At 70.6% G+C, this 17,381-nt stretch carries 18 protein-coding genes; 13 read left to right on the top strand and 5 right to left on the bottom strand.

The window, feature by feature from the left end:
- The first annotated feature begins 11 nt into the window (after positions 1 to 11).
- The 6 genes from coaD to mutM all read left to right on the top strand — a co-directional run bounded on the left by coaD (position 12) and on the right by mutM (position 4,417).
- Entirely contained in the window at positions 12 to 491 is a 480-nt protein-coding gene (gene coaD / locus AB5L52_RS13220; protein ID WP_351024403.1) for a pantetheine-phosphate adenylyltransferase, read from the top strand.
- Between the two features lie 57 nt (positions 492 to 548).
- Positions 549 to 1,628, top strand: coding sequence for an ATP synthase F0 subunit B (locus AB5L52_RS13215; protein WP_369364136.1), 1,080 nt, complete (start codon positions 549 to 551; stop codon positions 1,626 to 1,628).
- Between the two features lie 157 nt (positions 1,629 to 1,785).
- Entirely contained in the window at positions 1,786 to 2,436 is a 651-nt protein-coding gene (locus AB5L52_RS13210) for a YceD family protein (RefSeq protein WP_351024409.1), read from the top strand.
- A 2-nt stretch (positions 2,437 to 2,438) separates the two neighbouring features.
- Positions 2,439 to 2,612: a 50S ribosomal protein L32 gene (rpmF, locus tag AB5L52_RS13205; protein WP_003951102.1), complete on the top strand. Its 174-nt coding sequence runs from the start codon at positions 2,439 to 2,441 to the stop codon at positions 2,610 to 2,612.
- 19 nt (positions 2,613 to 2,631) lie between these two features.
- Positions 2,632 to 3,465: a ribonuclease III gene (gene rnc / locus AB5L52_RS13200; protein WP_351024413.1), complete on the top strand. Its 834-nt coding sequence runs from the start codon at positions 2,632 to 2,634 to the stop codon at positions 3,463 to 3,465.
- Between the two features lie 91 nt (positions 3,466 to 3,556).
- Positions 3,557 to 4,417: a bifunctional DNA-formamidopyrimidine glycosylase/DNA-(apurinic or apyrimidinic site) lyase gene (gene mutM, locus AB5L52_RS13195; RefSeq protein WP_351024416.1), complete on the top strand. Its 861-nt coding sequence runs from the start codon at positions 3,557 to 3,559 to the stop codon at positions 4,415 to 4,417.
- Here mutM and AB5L52_RS13190 read toward each other — a convergent pair.
- Positions 4,390 to 4,785: a helix-turn-helix domain-containing protein gene (locus tag AB5L52_RS13190; RefSeq protein ID WP_351024419.1), complete on the bottom strand. Its 396-nt coding sequence runs from the start codon at positions 4,783 to 4,785 to the stop codon at positions 4,390 to 4,392. The genes mutM and AB5L52_RS13190 overlap by 28 nt on opposite strands.
- 106 nt (positions 4,786 to 4,891) lie before the next feature.
- Here AB5L52_RS13190 and AB5L52_RS13185 point away from each other — a divergent pair, with 106 nt between their 5' ends.
- Both AB5L52_RS13185 and AB5L52_RS13180 read left to right on the top strand, forming a co-directional pair.
- Positions 4,892 to 5,476: a flavodoxin family protein gene (locus AB5L52_RS13185; protein ID WP_369364134.1), complete on the top strand. Its 585-nt coding sequence runs from the start codon at positions 4,892 to 4,894 to the stop codon at positions 5,474 to 5,476.
- Between the two features lie 88 nt (positions 5,477 to 5,564).
- Complete coding sequence (locus AB5L52_RS13180) at positions 5,565 to 6,044, top strand: GNAT family N-acetyltransferase (RefSeq protein WP_369364133.1); 480 nt, start codon at positions 5,565 to 5,567, stop codon at positions 6,042 to 6,044.
- Between the two features lie 17 nt (positions 6,045 to 6,061).
- On the opposite strand, the gene AB5L52_RS13175 is transcribed toward AB5L52_RS13180, so the two are convergent.
- Positions 6,062 to 7,405 (bottom strand): CAP domain-containing protein, encoded by a 1,344-nt coding sequence (locus AB5L52_RS13175; protein WP_369368865.1) that lies wholly within the window; start codon positions 7,403 to 7,405, stop codon positions 6,062 to 6,064.
- 190 nt (positions 7,406 to 7,595) lie between these two features.
- Here AB5L52_RS13175 and AB5L52_RS13170 point away from each other — a divergent pair, with 190 nt between their 5' ends.
- From AB5L52_RS13170 to AB5L52_RS13155, 4 genes are all read left to right on the top strand, one after another.
- The gene (locus tag AB5L52_RS13170) at positions 7,596 to 7,877 is read left to right on the top strand and encodes an acylphosphatase (RefSeq protein WP_351024428.1); all 282 of its coding nucleotides are present in this window, start codon (positions 7,596 to 7,598) and stop codon (positions 7,875 to 7,877) included.
- A 382-nt stretch (positions 7,878 to 8,259) separates the two neighbouring features.
- Entirely contained in the window at positions 8,260 to 8,463 is a 204-nt protein-coding gene (locus tag AB5L52_RS13165; RefSeq protein WP_023546484.1) for a hypothetical protein, read from the top strand.
- Positions 8,464 to 8,708: 245 nt separating this feature from the next.
- Positions 8,709 to 12,323, top strand: a complete 3,615-nt coding sequence (smc, locus tag AB5L52_RS13160; protein WP_369364132.1) for a chromosome segregation protein SMC — start codon at positions 8,709 to 8,711, stop codon at positions 12,321 to 12,323.
- A 226-nt stretch (positions 12,324 to 12,549) separates the two neighbouring features.
- The gene (locus AB5L52_RS13155) at positions 12,550 to 13,968 is read left to right on the top strand and encodes a sugar porter family MFS transporter (RefSeq protein WP_369364131.1); all 1,419 of its coding nucleotides are present in this window, start codon (positions 12,550 to 12,552) and stop codon (positions 13,966 to 13,968) included.
- 116 nt (positions 13,969 to 14,084) lie between these two features.
- On the opposite strand, the gene AB5L52_RS13150 is transcribed toward AB5L52_RS13155, so the two are convergent.
- Together AB5L52_RS13150 and AB5L52_RS13145 are read right to left on the bottom strand one after the other, a co-directional pair.
- The gene (locus AB5L52_RS13150; protein WP_369364130.1) at positions 14,085 to 14,462 is read right to left on the bottom strand and encodes a hypothetical protein; all 378 of its coding nucleotides are present in this window, start codon (positions 14,460 to 14,462) and stop codon (positions 14,085 to 14,087) included.
- A 60-nt stretch (positions 14,463 to 14,522) separates the two neighbouring features.
- Positions 14,523 to 15,494, bottom strand: a complete 972-nt coding sequence (locus AB5L52_RS13145) for an LLM class flavin-dependent oxidoreductase (RefSeq protein ID WP_351024440.1) — start codon at positions 15,492 to 15,494, stop codon at positions 14,523 to 14,525.
- A 58-nt stretch (positions 15,495 to 15,552) separates the two neighbouring features.
- Here AB5L52_RS13145 and AB5L52_RS13140 point away from each other — a divergent pair, with 58 nt between their 5' ends.
- On the top strand, positions 15,553 to 15,825 hold the full coding sequence (locus tag AB5L52_RS13140) for a hypothetical protein (RefSeq protein WP_369364129.1): 273 nt from the start codon (positions 15,553 to 15,555) through the stop codon (positions 15,823 to 15,825).
- A gap of 6 nt (positions 15,826 to 15,831) precedes the next feature.
- Here the strand turns inward: AB5L52_RS13140 and AB5L52_RS13135 are convergent, their stop codons facing one another.
- On the bottom strand, positions 15,832 to 17,283 hold the full coding sequence (locus AB5L52_RS13135; protein WP_369364128.1) for a cytosine permease: 1,452 nt from the start codon (positions 17,281 to 17,283) through the stop codon (positions 15,832 to 15,834).
- Between the last annotated feature and the right edge of the window lie 98 nt (positions 17,284 to 17,381).

Here is a 17,381-nt window from a genome sequence, read left to right as displayed (position 1 = left end):
AGGGATCACAAGTGCGCCGCGCCGTCTGTCCCGGGTCGTTCGACCCGATCACCAACGGACATCTCGACATCATTGGCCGCGCCTCCCGTCTGTACGACGAGGTCTACGTCGCCGTGATGATCAACAAGTCCAAGAAGGGCCTGTTCGAGATCGAGGAGCGGATCGAACTGATCCGCGAGGTCACCGCCGACTACGGCAACGTCCGGGTCGAGGCCTTCCACGGCCTCCTCGTCGACTTCTGCAAGCAGCGCGACATCCCGGCCATCGTCAAGGGCCTGCGCGCCGTCAGCGACTTCGACTACGAACTGCAGATGGCGCAGATGAACAACGGCCTCACCGGCGTCGAAACGCTGTTCGTGCCCACCAACCCCACCTACAGCTTCCTCTCCTCCTCCCTGGTCAAGGAAGTCGCGGCCTGGGGCGGCGACGTCTCCCACCTGGTGCCCGCCCCGGTGCTGGAGGCCCTGAACAAGCGCCTGCGCAAGGACTGATGGGACTACAGTCGTCCCGTCCGTCTCCAACCCGGCTGTAGAGAGTGGCGAGCACAGGTGGACGTGCAGAAGAAGCTCGACGAGATCGTCTCCGCGGTCGCCGGCGCCCGGGCCATGCCCATGTCGGCGTCCTGCGTGATCAACCGCGCCGAGCTGCTCGCACTGCTGGAAGAGGTGCGCCAGGCCCTGCCCGGCTCCCTCGCGCAGGCGCAGGAGCTCATCGGCGGCCGGGAGCAGATGGTCGAGCAGGCCCGGCAGGAGGCCGAGCGGATCATCGAGAACGCGCACGCCGAGCGCGGCTCCCTGATCTCCGACACCGAGATCGCCCGCCGCTCCCAGGGCGAGGCCGACCGGATCCTCACCGAGGCCCGCCAGGAGGCCGAGGAGATCCGCGCCGAGGCCGACGACTACGTCGACTCCAAGCTCGCCAACTTCGAGGTCGTCCTCACCAAGACCCTCGGCTCGGTCGGCCGCGGCCGCGAGAAGCTGCTCGGCACCGGCCCCGGCCTGGACGAGAACGGCTACGAGGACGAGGACGCCCCCGAGCGCAGCCACGACCCGGAGACCCTGCGCCACACCGCCGACCAGTACGTCGACGCCAAGCTGGGCGCCTTCGAGGCGGTCCTGGCCAAGACCCTGGAGGCCGTCGGGCGCGGCCGGCAGAAGCTGCACGGCCGGATCGCCACGGACGACCTCGGCGCCCTCGCCGACGACACCACGACCTTCCAGCACTCCAGCGACGCCGACTACCTCGCCGACCTGGCCGCCCTCGCGGAACAGGACACCCCGGCCGAGCGCCCGGCCCAGCAGCCGCAACAGCAGCAGCAGCCGTCATACGAGCCGCAGCCCGTCTACGCGTACGACCAGCAGCAGCCGGACCCCTACGGCGGCTTCCCGCAGCAGCCCGCCGCCTACGCCCAGCAGGACCCCTACGGCTACCAGCAGGCGGACCCCTACGCCGCCTACCAGGGCGCCTACGACCCCCAGCAGGCCGCGTACGACCCGCAGCAGGTCCAGCAGCAGCCCCACCAGCACCAGCCGCAGCAGGGCTACGCTCTCGACGAGACCAGCCTCTTCGACACCGGCATGATCAGCGCGGAGCAGCTCAGGGCGTACGAACAGGGCCGGGGACTGTAGCTCCAGCGAGCCCGGGGGAGCGCGTGCCGACCACCGGATTGGGCCGTGAGCGAAAGGTCCAGTATCCTGGCTCTTCGGTCGCGCGTACGTCCGCGATCAACGCTGCCCGGAACACCGACGGGCGGCGTCCCTCCGAGTTCGAAGATCGAAAGCAGGAATGGCTCCCAACGCCCGCCTCGACCACCGCAACCCTCTCGTGTTCGATACGCACGAGCTGGGTCGGCGTCCTGGCGCGCTGCAGCGCCTGACCCGCACGATCGACGCTCCCGCGGATCTCGGCATCCAGGGAGTCATCGGAGTGCCGGAAGGCGCCCCGGTGGAGCTCGAACTCCGGCTCGAGTCGGTCATGGAAGGGGTGCTCGTCACAGGCACCGCCCGTGCACAGGCCGAGGGGGAGTGCGTAAGGTGTCTGGAGCCGGTCGGGCTGGAGCTCGAAGCGGACTTCCAGGAACTGTTCTCGTACCCTGACGCCGACGACCGGGGCCGCGTGATCGCGGAACCGGGCGACGACGCCGAGGACGACGAGGACCGGTTCTTCCTCGAGGACGGACTGTTCGACCTCGAACCTCTGCTGCGCGATGCGGTGGTGCTCGCACTGCCGATGCAGCCGGTGTGCCAGGAAGACTGCCCGGGCCTGTGCTCCGAGTGCGGGGCGCGGCTCGCGGACGACCCGGATCACCATCACGACGCCGTCGACATCCGTTGGGCGGCTTTGCAGGGACTCGCCGGTTCCATGAAGGACGGCGAGAAGGACGAGATGAGCGGCGCCGAAGCGGAAGCGGGCGTCGACGAGAAGCAGGAGAAGTAGCCGTGGCTGTTCCGAAGCGGAAGATGTCGCGCAGCAACACGCGCCACCGCCGGTCGCAGTGGAAGGCTGCGGTCCCCACCCTGGTTGCGTGCGAGCGCTGCCACGAGCCCAAGCAGCAGCACATTGCGTGCCCGTCTTGCGGCACCTACAACAAGCGCCAGGTCCTCGAAGTCTGAGGGGCTGGTGAGAGGCACCGTGTCCACGCCAAAGAAGAACGCAACGGACCACACGGCCTCGTCCCACACGCTTCTGGAAGGGCGGCTCGGCTATCAGGTCGAGTCCGCCCTTCTGGTGCGCGCGCTGACCCACCGTTCCTACGCATACGAGAACGGCGGTCTGCCGACGAACGAGCGGCTGGAGTTCCTCGGGGACTCCGTGCTCGGCCTCGTCGTCACGGACACGCTGTACCGCACCCACCCCGACCTGCCCGAAGGCCAGCTGGCCAAGCTGCGGGCCGCGGTGGTCAACTCGCGTGCGCTGGCGGAGGTCGGCCGTGGGCTCGACCTGGGCTCCTTCATCCGGCTCGGCCGCGGTGAAGAGGGCACGGGCGGCCGGGACAAGGCGTCCATCCTCGCCGACACCCTGGAAGCGGTGATCGGCGCGGTCTATCTCGACCAGGGCCTCGACTCGGCGTCCGAGCTGGTGCACCGGCTCTTCGACCCGCTGATCGAGAAGTCCTCCAACCTCGGCGCAGGCCTGGACTGGAAGACGTCCCTGCAGGAGCTGACCGCGATCGAGGGGCTCGGCGTGCCCGAGTACCTGGTCACGGAGACCGGCCCCGACCACGAGAAGACCTTCACTGCTGCCGCCCGCGTCGGAGGCGTCTCGTACGGCACCGGCACCGGCCGCAGCAAGAAGGAGGCGGAGCAGCAGGCCGCCGAGTCCGCCTGGCGGGCCATCAAGGCCGCCGCGGACGAGCGCGCCAAGGCGGCCAGGTCGACGGCCGCCGAGGCCGCCGCGGCGGCTCCGGCTCCGGAGGCCGGCGCGGCCTCCGCCAAGGACGGCAACCCGTCGTCCGCTCCTGCCTGATCCACAGCAGTACCAGCAGTACCGAGCGCCCGCCCCGCCGTTTCCGACGGGGTGGGCGCTCGCTCATCCACCGCTCTGTACGGGGGTCCCGATGCCCGAGTTGCCCGAGGTCGAGGTCGTCCGGCGCGGCCTTTCGCGCTGGGTCGCTCACCGCACGGTCGCCGAGGTCGAGGTGCTGCACCCGCGCGCCGTACGCCGGCACATCGCGGGCGCCGACGACTTCGCGCACCGGCTCAAGGGCCACCACATCGGCACCCCCAGTCGGCGCGGCAAGTACCTGTGGCTGCCGCTGGAGGAGACGAACCAGTCCGTCCTCGCCCACCTCGGCATGAGCGGCCAGTTGCTGGTGCAGCCGTACGAGACGCCGGACGAGAAGCACCTGCGCATCCGGGTCCGGTTCGCCGACTCCCTCGGCACGGAACTCCGCTTCGTCGACCAACGCACCTTCGGCGGGCTGTCGTTGCACGACAACACCCCCGACGGCCTGCCCGACGTCATCGCGCACATCGCCCGCGACCCCCTCGATCCGCTGTTCGACGACGAGGCCTTCCACCAGGCGCTGCGCCGCAAGCGGACCACGATCAAGCGGGCCCTGCTGGACCAGTCGCTGATCAGCGGCGTCGGCAACATCTACGCGGACGAGGCGTTGTGGCGCGCCCGCATCCACTACGAGCGCCCGACGGCGAACTTCACCCGCCCGGTCACGACCGGACTCCTCGGCCACGTCCGGGACGTGATGAACGCGGCCCTCGCCGTCGGCGGCACCAGCTTCGACAGCCTGTACGTCAACGTGAACGGCGAGTCGGGCTACTTCGACCGGTCCCTGGACGCGTACGGCCGCGAGGGCGAGCCCTGCTCGCGGTGCGGCACGCCGATCCGCCGGCGCCCCTGGATGAACCGCTCCAGCTACTTCTGCCCGCAGTGTCAGAGGGTGTCGCGCGTCTCGTCGTAACGCGCGCGGGCGGCCAGCACGTCGTCCATCGAGCCCTCCACGCAGTGGATGAGGGCGAGCAGCCGCTCGGCGACCCGGCGGCCCAGAGGGGTCAGTTCGTAGTCCACGCGCGGCGGGTTGGTCGGCTGTGCCTCGCGGTGCACCAGGCCGTCCCGCTCCAGCGCGTGCAGCGTCTGGGACAGCATCTTCTCGCTCACCCCGTCGACCCGGCGGCGCAGCTCGTTGAAGCGCAGCGAGCCCTCGTACAACGCGCCGAGCGTCAGTCCGCCCCAGCGGCCCGTGACGTGCTCCAGCGTGCCGCGGGACGGGCAGGCCTTGGCGAAGACGTCGAAGGCGAGGTCGTCGTGCTCCTGAGTGGTGGCGGTCATGACACCAAGGATACCCGTGTGCAGCGCTAACCACTAGGTTGCACTATCCAGAAGTTAGTGCTTTCCTGAGGTCACTGCTTCCGAGCTGCCCATTCGAGGAGTCTTCGTGACCACCCCTGTCGTTTCCCTTGCCTACCACTCCGGCTTCGGCCACACCGCCGTCCTCGCCGAGGCCGTCCGCGCCGGTGCCGTCGGCGCGGGTGCCGAGGTGCACCTGATCAAGGTCGACGAGATCACCGACGAGCAGTGGGAGATACTGGACCGCTCCGACGCGATCGTCTTCGGCTCGCCCACCTACATGGGCACCGCCTCCGGTGCCTTCCACGTCTTCGCCGAGGGCACCTCCAACCGCTGGTACACCCGCGCCTGGCAGGACAAGCTGGCCGCCGGCTTCACCAACTCGGCCTCCAAGAGCGGCGACAAGCTGCACACCCTGCAGTTCTTCCAGACGTTCGCCGCCCAGCACGGCATGACCTGGGTCAACCTCGGCCTGCTCCCCGGCTGGAACGCCAGCACCAGCTCCGAGAACGACCTCAACCGCCTCGGCTTCTTCTCCGGCGCCGCCGCCCAGAGCAACAACGACCAGGGTCCCGAGGGCGTCCACAAGTCCGACATCGCCACGGCCGAACACCTGGGCCGCCGCGTGACGGAGACGGCACGGGTGTTCACGCGCGGGCGGCTCGCGGCCTGAGGCCGCGGGCAAGCGGGCAAGCGGCTCGCGGCCCGAAGCCGCCGAAATCCGGGGGACGTGCGCGGGGCGCGCCGCGTACCGTACCCGCATGCCCGAGCTGCAGCCGCTCCGCCCGGACCATGCCCCCGCGCTCCTCGCCTTCGAGCGGGAGGACCGGGCGTACTTCGCCGCGACCGTCCCGGACCGGGGCGAGGAGTACTTCGCCCGGTTCGAGGAGCGGCTGCGCGCCCTGCTCGACGACCAGGCGGCGGGTGCCGGCTTCTTCCATGTGGTGACCGGCGCCGAGGGCGAGATGCTGGGGCGCGTCAACCTCTACGAGGTGACGGACGGGAGCGCGGACCTCGGATACCGGATCGCGGAGCGCGCCGCCGGCCGGGGGCTCGCCACCTGGGGAGTGCGGGAGGTGTGCGCGCGTGCCGCCGAGCGGTACGGGCTCACCGTCCTGACGGCCTCGACCACCCTCGACAACGCGGCCTCGCGGGCCGTGCTGGCCCGCACCGGGTTCACCGTCGTCGGTGCGACACGGCTCAGCGGCCGCCCCGGACTCTCGTATCGCCGGAGTCTGTGAGCGTCAGTAGCCGAGCGTCAGTAGCCGAAGTCCTGGGTCCACCAGGGCCCGCCCGGGCCGAGGTGGACGCCGACGCCGAGGGTCTTGAAGTCGCAGTTCAGGATGTTGGCCTTGTGGCCGGGGCTGTTCATCCAGGCCTGCATCACGGCCGCCGCGTCGGCCTGGCCGCGGGCTATGTTCTCGCCGCCGAGGCTGGTGATGCCGGCCGCCGCGGCCCGGTCCCACGGCGTCCTGCCGTCCGGGTCGGTGTGGTCGAAGAAGCCCCGCGCGGCCATGTCCCCGCTGAACGACTCGGCCAGCTTGCCCAGCGCGGAGTTGGCGGCCAGCGGGCTGCACCCGACCTTCGCCCGCTCCTGGTTGACGAGCCCCAGCACCTCGGCCTCGGCGGCGTTCGCCGACGACACCCCCACCGGTGCCGAACCCGCCTTGTGCGCCCCCTTGCCGTCCGCGCCCGCCGTACGCGAGGGGGTGCTCTGCGGCGCGCCGGACGGCGTCGCCCCGGGCGTCGGCTTGTCGGTCGCCGTCTTCGACGGGCTGGGCGTGGGGGAGGGCGACGTGGTCGTCGAAGCGGAGGCGGACGGGCTCGGGGACGCCGGGCGCGTGGTGTCCCGGCTGGTACCGGTGTCGCCCGCGTGGCCGTCGGCGCCGCCCGAGGTGCCGCCCTGCTCGACGGCCGTGTTGCCCGGCGTGTCCACCGCCTGCACCTGCTCGCTGCCGGTGGTGTGCGCGTCACCGCCGAGCTTGTAGTTCTGCAGGCCCGGCATCACACCCGTGGCCACCGCGGCCGTACCGAGCGCGACCGCGGCAGTCACCCCGATCAGGCTCGCGCGCACCGGCTTCGAGCCCCGCTTCCGGCGCCGCCGGCCGGGGGAGGAGGCGCCGGAAGGCGCGACGCCACCGGGGCCGCCCGGGCCCTCGTCCTCGGCCGCGAACAGATAGGCGTGGGCCTTGGCGGTCGCATCCGCATAGGCCAGCGGCCGCAGACCGGTCTCCTCGGGGTAGGCCTCCGGGTTCAGATACGGTGCGATGCCCCGGGGCGCCTGCTCACCGGCGTACGAGCCCTGCCCGGGGGGCAGCTCACGGGGGTAGAAAACCTGCCCGGGAGCCAGCTCCCGCGCGTAGTAGTCCTGTCCGGGCGGCAGCTCGCGCGCGTAGTAGTCCTGTCCGGGGGCCAGCTCGCGCGCGTAGTAGTCCTGTCCGGGACCCAGCTCGCGCGGGTACGCGTGCCGTCCGGGGGGCAGCTCACGCGGGTACGAGTCCTGCGGGTCACCGCTCCCGGTGGCGGAGCTCTGCGTGTGTATGACCCCCGTGGCGCGGCCCTTGGCGGCGCGGCCGGCGGCGGAGCGTCGGTGGCGTCCCATGTCCTTGCCCTCTTCCTCGTCCTCGCGGTCCTCGCGGTCGAGCGGAGCCCGCGCGGCGCATGACTCCCTCTGGCCCACCAAGCTCACTCGATCGAGTGGTTTTCATATGAGATTCAGTGGGTGCGGACGCTACCGCATGCCGCAGAGGGGCGACGTGTCCTGAGCGACATCGGCCGGTTAGGTTGCACCCATGAGCGAGGAAGTGCGACTGGTCGCCTGGGTGCGTGGACGCGTGCAAGGTGTGGGTTTTCGGTGGTTCACCCGTGCCAAGGCACTGGAGATCGGCGGCCTGAGTGGCTTTGCTCTCAATTTGGCCGACGGTCGCGTCCAGGTCGTCGCCGAGGGCTCGCGCGAGGGCTGTGAAGGGCTCCTGGACTGGCTCGAGGGTGACGACACGCCCGGACGTGTGGACGGAGTCACCGAGATCTGGGACACACCCCGCGGCGGCTACGACGGCTTCGCCATCCGCTGACCCCGTTCTGTGAAGCCGTGCAGGCCGGCCCGCGGGAAGTTGCCGCGGGCACCTGCACGAAGCAGAAACGACCTGGTGGTTGCCAAGAACGGCCCGGCGTGGCAGGCTCCGCTGGTACAGCTGATCGTCACGCCCTGAGGGCCCCGGATGACTCGCAGCGCCGCCGTTCTTCCGGCCGCGCGCCCCGGTCTGCCCGCCAATACAGGGCGTGATCGTGTTGACCGTCAAACTTTTTGGTGAGACGCTGAAAGCCCCGCGCACCTTAGCTGTTTGGCATGGAGCAACAGCAGAGCAACACCCGGATGTGCCAAGCACCGCGGGTGCGAATCCCTCACGACCCACACCGCATCGGTCGGTCACTCAGTGTGGAGGACCATCCATCATGGCAAAGGCGCTTCTCGGTTACGTCGGCGGCTCCGACCCTCGACTCCTCGCCGAGATGCGACGGCTGCAGCAGCGTGTCCAGGACCTTGAATCCGAGCTCGTACGGATCCAGGCGGAGAACGACGCGCTGACGGCTGCCGCCTCTCAGGACAGGATCATGGAGAGCATCGACGCACACCAGGCGGAGCCTGCGCTCACCTGATCACTGCATCAGCTCCACGACAGTAGTCGCAGCGATCGGGCTGCCGTATCAACCGCTCAGTTGATCGGGCGACCGAGACCCGGCCGCCAGAGTTGCAAGGGACGCTTCGGCGTCCCTTCTTTCTGTGTCCCGCGCATCCTTTCACTGTCTTTAACGTACGGTGTGCCCTGCATGTTCATTGGCGAAACCGCGCGGTTGCGAGGGTTCATGGAGTGAGATAGCGCCGCCCGGTAGAGTCCAGCGGCGTGCACCTCAAGGCCCTGACCCTCCGCGGGTTCAAGTCGTTCGCCTCGGCGACCACGCTCCGGTTCGAACCGGGCATCACGTGTGTCGTCGGACCGAACGGCTCGGGCAAGTCCAATGTCGTGGACGCGCTCAGCTGGGTCATGGGCGAGCAGGGCGCCAAGTCGCTGCGCGGCGGCAAGATGGAGGACGTCATCTTCGCCGGCACCACCGGCCGCCCCCCGCTGGGCCGTGCCGAGGTGTCCCTGACCATCGACAACTCCGACGGGGCGCTGCCCATCGAGTACGCCGAGGTCACCATCACGCGGATCATGTTCCGCAACGGCGGCAGCGAGTACCAGATCAACGGCGACACCTGCCGCCTCCTCGACATCCAGGAGCTCCTCTCCGACTCCGGCATCGGCCGCGAGATGCATGTCATCGTCGGCCAGGGCCAGCTCGACTCCGTCCTGCACGCCGACCCGATGGGCCGCCGCGCCTTCATCGAAGAGGCGGCCGGCGTCCTCAAGCACCGCAAGCGCAAGGAGAAGGCGCTGCGCAAGCTGGACGCGATGCAGGCCAACCTCGCGCGCGTGCAGGACCTGACGGACGAACTGCGCCGCCAGCTCAAACCCCTCGGCCGCCAGGCGGCGGTGGCCCGCAGGGCCGCCGTCATCCAGGCGGATCTCCGCGACGCCCGCCTGCGCCTGCTGGCCGACGACCTTGTCCGACTGCGCGAGGCGCTCAAGTCCGAGGTCGCCGACGAGGCGGCCCTGAAGGAGCGCAAGGAAACAGCCGAGCAGGAGCTGAAGAAGGCGCTCCAGCGCGAGGGCCTGCTGGAGGACGAGGTACGACAGCTCACCCCCCGCCTGCAGCGCGCCCAGCAGACCTGGTACGAGCTGTCCCAGCTGGCCGAACGCGTCCGCGGCACGATCTCGCTGGCCGACGCACGGGTGAAGAGCGCGACCTCCGCGCCCCCCGACGAACGCCGGGGCCGCGACCCCGAGGACCTGGAGCGCGAGGCCGCCCGCGTCCGCGAGCAGGAGGCCGAGCTGGAAGCGGCCCTGGAGGCGGCCGAGCGTGCCCTCGACGACACCGTCGCCCACCGCGCCGAACTGGAGCGGGAGCTGGCCGCCGAGGAGCGCCGCCTCAAGGACGTCGCCCGCGCCATCGCCGACCGGCGCGAGGGCCTGGCCCGTCTCTCCGGGCAGGTCAATGCGGCCCGCTCGCGCGCCGCCTCCGCCCAGGCCGAGATCGACCGGCTGGCCACGGCCCGCGACGAGGCACAGGAGCGCGCCACCCGGGCCCAGGAGGAGTACGAGACGCTCAAGGCCGAGGTCGACGGCCTCGACGCGGACGACGCGGACCTGGCCGAGCGGCACGACGCGGCCAAGCGGCAGCTGGCCGCGGCCGACGCCGCGCTGAGCGCGGCCCGCGAGGCACTCACCGCGGCCGAACGCACCCGCGCCGCCACCCAGGCCCGGCACGAGGCGCTGGCGCTGGGCCTGCGCCGCAAGGACGGCACCGGAATACTGCTGGGCGCCCGCGACCGGCTCACCGGAGTCCTCGGCCCGGCGGCGGAACTGCTGACGGTCACGCCCGGCTACGAGGTCCCCCTGGCCGCGGCGTTCGGCGCGGCGGCGGACGCGATCGCCGTATCGACCCCGGCATCAGCGGCGGAAGCGATCCGCCTCCTGCGCAAGCAGGACGGCGGCCGAGCGGCGCTCCTCCTGGCGGGCGCCCCTGAAGGGCCGACGTCAGGGGCAGCCCCCCAAAGGGGCGCGGGGAACGGCGCGATCAGCCACGACGAACTCGCACACGACCGAGGGCCCGGCTCCCCCCTGTCCGCAGCGGAGCTGGTCCGCGGCCCCGCCGAACTCATGCCCGCCGTACGCCGCCTCCTGCACGGCACGGTCGTGGTGGGCACCCTCGCGGAAGCCGAAGACCTCGTCTACGCGCACCCGGAACTCACCGCGGTGACCGCCGAAGGCGACCTGCTCGGCGCCCACTTCGCGCACGGCGGATCGGCCGGTGCCCCGAGCCTCCTGGAGGTACAGGCCTCCGTGGACGAGGCCGCCGCCGAACTGACCGAGCTGGCGGTGCGGTGTGCGGAGCTGGCCGAGGAGCAGCGGGCGGCGGCGGAACGACGTGCCGAGGCCGCCGCCCTCGTGGAAGAACTGGCAGAGCGGCGCCGGGCCGCCGACCGGGAGAAGTCGGCTGTCGCCCAGCAGCTGGGCCGGCTCGCCGGGCAGGCGCGGGGCGCCGCCGGAGAGGCCGAGCGCTCCGCCGCGGCCGCCGCCCGTGCCCAGGAGGCACTGGAGAAGGCCGTACAGGAAGCGGAAGAGCTGGCCGAGCGGCTCGCGGTCGCCGAGGAGATGCCCATCGAGGAGGAGCCGGACACCTCCGTACGCGACCGGCTCGCCGCCGACGGCGCCAACGCCCGGCAGACCGAGATGGAGGCCCGGCTCCAGGTCCGTACCCACGAGGAGCGGGTCAAGGGGCTCGCCGGACGGGCCGACTCCCTCGACCGGGCCGCCCGCGCGGAGCGCGAGGCACGCACGCGTGCCGAGCAGCGCCGCGCCCGGCTGCGGCACGAGGCGGCCGTCGCCGAGGCCGTCGCCTCCGGCGCCCGGCAGCTGCTCGCACACATCGAGGTGTCCCTCGCCCGCGCCGAGCAGGAACGCTCCGCCGCCGAGGCCGCGAAGGCCCTGCGGGAACAGGAGCTGACCACCGCCCGCACCCAGGGCCGCGACCTCAAGGCCGAGCTCGACAAGCTCACCGACTCCGTGCACCGCGGCGAGGTGCTCGGCGCCGAGAAGCGGCTGCGGATCGAGCAGCTGGAGACCAAGGCGCTGGAGGAGCTGGGCGTCGAGCCGGCGGGGCTCGTCGAGGAGTACGGCCCGCACCAGCTTGTGCCGCCCTCGCTCCCCGCCGAGGGCGAGGTCCTGCCCGAGGACCCCGAGCATCCGCGCAATCAGCCGAGGACCTTCCACCGGGCCGAGCAGGAGCGCCGGCTCAAGGCCGCCGAGCGGGCGTACCAGCAGCTCGGCAAGGTCAACCCGCTGGCGCTGGAGGAGTTCGCGGCGCTGGAGGAGCGGCACAAGTTCCTCAGCGAGCAGCTGGAGGACCTGAAGAAGACCCGCGCCGACCTGCTTCAGGTCGTGAAGGAGGTCGACGAGCGCGTCGAGCAGGTGTTCACCGAGGCCTACCGGGACACCGCCCGCGAGTTCGAGGGGGTCTTCGGCCGGCTCTTCCCGGGGGGCGAGGGGCGGCTGGTCCTGACCGATCCCGACAACATGCTCACCACCGGCGTGGACGTCGAGGCGCGCCCGCCGGGCAAGAAGGTCAAGCGGCTGTCCCTGCTCTCCGGCGGTGAGCGCTCGCTGACGGCCGTCGCCCTGCTGGTGTCGATCTTCAAGGCCCGGCCGAGCCCGTTCTATGTGATGGACGAGGTCGAGGCGGCCCTGGACGACACCAACCTCCAGCGGCTGATCCGGATCATGCAGGAGCTTCAGGAGGCCTCGCAGCTGATCGTGATCACGCACCAGAAGCGCACGATGGAGGTCGCCGACGCGCTCTACGGCGTGTCCATGCAGGGCGACGGCGTATCCAAGGTCATTTCTCAGCGGCTTCGCTAGCCGATTCAAGATCAACTCACCTCTGTGTTCAAGAAGTGAACATCACGAGGTCGCTGGAATATCTAAAAGCTCACAGCCGCTGAACTATTGACTTCGAAACTTGAAGGCATAGTCTCTGCAACGTTGCTTTTACCTTCAGGGGTGAGCGCAGCCCCTCGCATGCGCCACTTCACCTGACAGGGCTCGCCCCCACCCGGCAGCGTTGCCGCGGCCCGAGGAGATTTACGTGACCAGCACAGCGCAGGCACCTCAGTCAGCAGCCAGAACGGCTCATCCCGAGCATCTCGGGCACGTCATCTTCATCGCGGCGGCCGCCGCCATGGGCGGCTTCCTCTTCGGCTACGACAGCTCCGTGATCAACGGCGCCGTCGAGGCCATCCGAGGGCGCTACGACATCGGTTCCGCGGCCCTCGCCCAGGTCATCGCGGTCGCTCTGATCGGGTGTGCCATCGGCGCCGCCTACGCCGGCCGCATAGCCGACCGGATCGGCCGCATCCGTGTCATGCAGATCGCCGCCGTCCTGTTCACGGTGAGCGCCATCGGCTCGGCGCTGCCCTTCTCGCTGTGGGACTTCGCCCTCTGGCGCATCGTCGGCGGCTTCGCCATCGGCATGGCCTCCGTGATCGGCCCGGCCTACATCGCCGAGGTCGCCCCGCCCGCCTACCGCGGCCGGCTCGGCTCCTTCCAGCAGGCCGCGATCGTCGTCGGCATCGCCATCTCCCAGCTGGTCAACTGGGGCCTGCTCAACGCCGCCGGCGGCAACCAGCGTGGCCACCTGATGGGCCTGGAGGCCTGGCAGGTCATGCTCGGCGTCATGGTCGTCCCGGCCGTCCTCTACGGCCTGCTCTCCTTCGCGATCCCCGAGTCCCCGCGCTTCCTGCTCTCCGTCGGCAGGCGTGAGCGGGCCAAGGAGATCCTCGCCGAGGTCGAGGGCCAGAGCACCGACCTGGACGCCCGCGTCGCCGAGATCGAGCACGCGATGAAGAGCGAGCACAAGTCCACCTTCAAGGACCTGCTCGGCGGCGGCTTCTTCTTCAAGCCGATCGTCTGGATCGGTATCGGTCTGTCCGTCTTCCAGCAGTTCGTCGGCATCAACGTCGCGTTCTACTACTCCTCGACCCTCTGGCAGTCGGTCGGCGTCGACCCGACGGACTCGTTCTTCTACTCCTTCACGACGTCGATCATCAACATCATCGGCACCGTGATCGCGATGATCTTCGTGGACCGCATCGGCCGCAAGCCGCTCGCCCTCATCGGCTCGGTCGGCATGGTCGTCGGCCTCGCGCTGGAGGCCTGGGCGTTCAGCTCCCACCTGGTCGACGGCAAGCTCCCGACGACCCAGGGCTGGGTCGCCCTGATCGCAGCCCACCTCTTCGTCCTCTTCTTCGCCCTGTCGTGGGGCGTGGTGGTCTGGGTCTTCCTCGGCGAGATGTTCCCGAACAAGATCCGCGCCGCCGCCCTGGGCGTGGCCGCCTCCGCGCAGTGGATCGCCAACTGGGCCATCACCGCGAGCTTCCCGTCGCTGGCCGACTGGAACCTGTCCGGCACCTACGTCATCTACACGATCTTCGCCGCGCTCTCCATCCCGTTCGTCCTGAAGTTCGTCAAGGAGACGAAGGGCAAGGCGCTGGAGGAGATGGGCTGAGGCCCCGCAGTCCCGAGGAGACGGGCCCAGACCCCGCTGCCCTTCTCCTCGTACCGTCCGCTGCCCCCGCTCGGCCACTGTCCGAGCGGGGGCAGCGGTCTGTTGTCCGCCCGTCCTCACCAGATGAGGACGCCACCGCCGATCTCCAGAGCCTTGCGGGCGCTCTCCTCGATGATCCGCAAGCGGGTCTCGATCCGATGCCGGTGCTCCGCCACCGTCCGCGGCCGGGCGGTACCGTGTGCGACCGCGTCGAGACGCGTACGCAGCAGGCCGACCTCGCGCAGGAACTCCGGCACGTCCCCGGCCTCCACATAGAGATCGTCCTCGGCCAGCAGGGGCAGGAATCGGGCGCCGAGCGCGCGGACGAACTCGTGTCCCCACACCGTCGTGCGCCACGACTCGAAGCCGCCGGACCGGTACCCGGCGTCCGGCACGTCGAGTATCCGGATCTCTCCGTCCGGCTCGCGGACGAACACTTCCACCAGCAGACTCATGAGGTCAGTCGATCACCGCCGGGCCCGACCGGACCACCGGATATCGCCGCAGCTCAGCCCTCAGCCCCTCAGTGCCGGAAGCACCCGCTCCGCGAACAGCCTGAGGCTCCGCCAGCCCTCCGCCACCGGCATTCCGCCCGCCAGCGGATGCAGGACGAGGCTGTCCAGGCCCTGCGTCGCACACTGTTCCGGGGTGAGGATCCGGTACACGCCCTCCGCGCGCAGCTCCTCGACGGTCGTGGCCGCGGACTTCACGGCCGAGCGGATCTGCCCCGACTGCCAGGCGGCGTACGTCCGCGCCTCGTGCAGGAAGTGCTCGCCGTACACGGACCACGCCCGGTCCGGGTCCTCGGCGAGGTGCAGCAGGGGCGTCTCGGCGGCGGGCATCATCGTCCAGCCCTCGGTGCCGTACTCGGTGAGCTGCTCCTTGTAGTAAGCCTCCAGTTCCGGCAGATGCGCGCTCGGGAAGAACGGCAGGCCGAGCCGTGCCGCGCGGCGGGCGGCGGCCTTCGAGGAGCCGCCGACCAGGAGCAGCGGGTGCGGATCGGTGTACGGGCGCGGGGTGAGCCGTACCCTGCGGCCCCGGTACTCGAACTCCTCGCCGGTCCACGCCGTCAGCAGGGTCGCCAGCAGCTCGTCCTGGAGCCGGCCCCGGCGCTTCCAGTCCACGTCGAACAGGGCGTACTCCTCGGGCCGGTAGCCGATCCCGGCCACCGTCACCAGCCGCCCGCCGCTCAGCAGGTCCAGTACGGCGATCTCCTCGGCCAGGCGGAGCGGGTCGTGCAGCGGGCCGATCACCGCCGACACCGTCACCGCGATGTTCCGGGTCGCCCCGAACACCGCGCCCGCGAAGGCGAACGGCGACGGCAGCCAGTTGTTCTCGGCGCCGTGGTGCTCCTCGGTCTGTACGGTGCTGATCCCGTGCTCGTCCGCGTACGCGGCCATCTCCAGGGCGGCCCGGTAGCGGGCGGAGAGGGCGGCCGGGGAGGCGCCGGGAGCGACGAGGTTGAAACGAACGACCGTGACGGGCATGGGAAGTCCCCCTCCGGTGCGATGCGGTGGAGGGGGACGGTAGCTGACGTGGCGTCAGATGGCCAGATGGCCCTGGGGAGGCGGAGGCAGGCTCGCGGGGCGGCCGGAGCCGTACCCGCGGATCCGCGCGCGGGGGTCGGCCGGGGGCCGGATCGCCCGGTGGCTCGATCCGAACGATCCGCGCTGGCTCGCCCGCCGCTGCCGCTGCCGCTGCCCAGACGAGGCCGAGCGGGAAGTGCAGGGCCGCGCCTACCTGTGGTTCCGGGCGAGCGCGACCCTGCACAAGAGCGGCCTGGCCGGCGCGGACAGCGGGCGCTGCCCTTCCGGCTGAGCCGGCCTACGCGTCGACGGTCGCGGGCTCCGCGGTCGGCTCGGCGGCCGGCGCCGGCTTCACGACCGCCGGCTTCGGCAGGGCCACGTACAGCAGGCCCGAGATCACGATCGTGGCGACCCAGCCGAGGCCGTACTCGCCGATGACGTTGTTCTTCGCGAGCGGGCCGGTGAACCAGTCCGAGGTCGTGAACATCAGGCCCGAGACCAGGCCGATCGCCCAGGCGGCCACGGCCGCGGGGGAGAAGCCGCCCTTGTACCAGTAGGCGCTGGCGCGGGTCGTGTCCACCATGGCCCGGCCGTCGTACTCGGTGCGGCGCAGCATGTCCGCGCCGAAGACGCCCACCCAGGCGGAGAAGGCGACCGCCAGCAGCGACAGGAAGGCGATGAACGAGCCCATGAAGCTCGTCGCCACCAGCATCAGCACCCCGCCGAAGATCAGCGAGATCACGGCGTTCACGGAGACCGCCCAGTGCCGCGGCACCTTGAAGCCGAGGGTCTGCGCGGTGAACCCCGCCGAGTACATCGACATCGAGTTGATCAGCAGCATGCCGATCAGCGCGATGAACAGGTACGGCACCGCGATCCACGTCGGCAGGATCTCGCCGAGGAAGGACACCGGGTCGGTGGCCGAGGCCAGGTCCGGCGTGGAGACCGCCATCACCGCGCCCATCAGGACCATGGGGAGCACGACCACACCGGCGCCGCCGACCGCCGTGCCCACGATCGCCTTCGAGGACGCCGTGCGCGGAAGGTAGCGGGTGAAGTCCGGCGCGGTCGGGATCCAGCTGACGCCACCGGCCGCGATCATGCCGATGCCGGTGATCACCGCGGCGGTCGAACCGCCGCCGTGGTGTACCACCTTCGACCAGTTCGTGTTCACGGCCAGGTACGCCAGCACCAGCACCGAGAACAGACCGAAGAAATAGGTCGCGTACTTGTTGCACTTCTGCACGGCGTTGATGCCGAGACCGGAGATCGCGAAGGTCGCGACGACGAACACCAGCAGCATCACCATGTCCAGCACGCTGTTCGCCTTGAGGCCGAACATGATGTCCAGGATGGTGAGCATCGCGTAGGCGCCGGTGACCGCGTTGATCGTCTCCCAGCCCCAGCGCGCGACCCAGATCAGCGAGCCGGGCAGCAGATTGCCGCGCTGTCCGAAGACCGCGCGCGAGAGCGCCATGCCGGGCGCGCCGCCGCGCTTGCCGGCGATGCCGATCAGCCCGACCAGGCCGTACGACACGATCGGCGCGGCCACTGCGACGACGAGCGCCTGCCAGATGTCCAGGTGGTACGCCACGACGAGGCTCGCGCCCATCGTCAGCAGCAGCACGCTGATGTTGGCGCCGACCCAGGTGGGGAACAGCTCACGGGTCTTCGCGGTGCGCTCGTGATCCGGGACCTGCTCGATGCCTCGGGTCTCGAGAGCGCCTTCGGTCTCGACGGTTTTGGTCATGAAGAAATGGCCAGACGTGGGGGGACAGCGGACGATCGGGACTCTACGCGCGTCAACAGAGTCGCCACCATCGTACTTTGCTCCGACTCCCTGCTTTA

The organism is Streptomyces sp. CG4 (genome assembly GCF_041080655.1).
Taxonomy (GTDB): domain Bacteria; phylum Actinomycetota; class Actinomycetes; order Streptomycetales; family Streptomycetaceae; genus Streptomyces.
Note: the sequence above shows the minus strand (reverse complement) of the source record. Positions and strands in the feature narration are given on the sequence as shown.

Coding starts and splice junctions, on each gene's coding strand:
- AB5L52_RS13210 (WP_351024409.1), top strand. CDS start 1,786: ATGGCTCCCAACGCCCGCCTCGACCACCGCAACCCTCTCGTGTTCGAT.
- mutM (WP_351024416.1), top strand. CDS start 3,557: ATGCCCGAGTTGCCCGAGGTCGAGGTCGTCCGGCGCGGCCTTTCGCGC.
- AB5L52_RS13190 (WP_351024419.1), bottom strand. CDS start 4,785: ATGACCGCCACCACTCAGGAGCACGACGACCTCGCCTTCGACGTCTTC.
- AB5L52_RS13180 (WP_369364133.1), top strand. CDS start 5,565: ATGCCCGAGCTGCAGCCGCTCCGCCCGGACCATGCCCCCGCGCTCCTC.
- AB5L52_RS13175 (WP_369368865.1), bottom strand. CDS start 7,405: ATGGGACGCCACCGACGCTCCGCCGCCGGCCGCGCCGCCAAGGGCCGC.
- AB5L52_RS13170 (WP_351024428.1), top strand. CDS start 7,596: ATGAGCGAGGAAGTGCGACTGGTCGCCTGGGTGCGTGGACGCGTGCAA.
- AB5L52_RS13165 (WP_023546484.1), top strand. CDS start 8,260: ATGGCAAAGGCGCTTCTCGGTTACGTCGGCGGCTCCGACCCTCGACTC.
- AB5L52_RS13150 (WP_369364130.1), bottom strand. CDS start 14,462: ATGAGTCTGCTGGTGGAAGTGTTCGTCCGCGAGCCGGACGGAGAGATC.
- AB5L52_RS13145 (WP_351024440.1), bottom strand. CDS start 15,494: ATGCCCGTCACGGTCGTTCGTTTCAACCTCGTCGCTCCCGGCGCCTCC.
- AB5L52_RS13140 (WP_369364129.1), top strand. CDS start 15,553: ATGGCCAGATGGCCCTGGGGAGGCGGAGGCAGGCTCGCGGGGCGGCCG.
- AB5L52_RS13135 (WP_369364128.1), bottom strand. CDS start 17,283: ATGACCAAAACCGTCGAGACCGAAGGCGCTCTCGAGACCCGAGGCATC.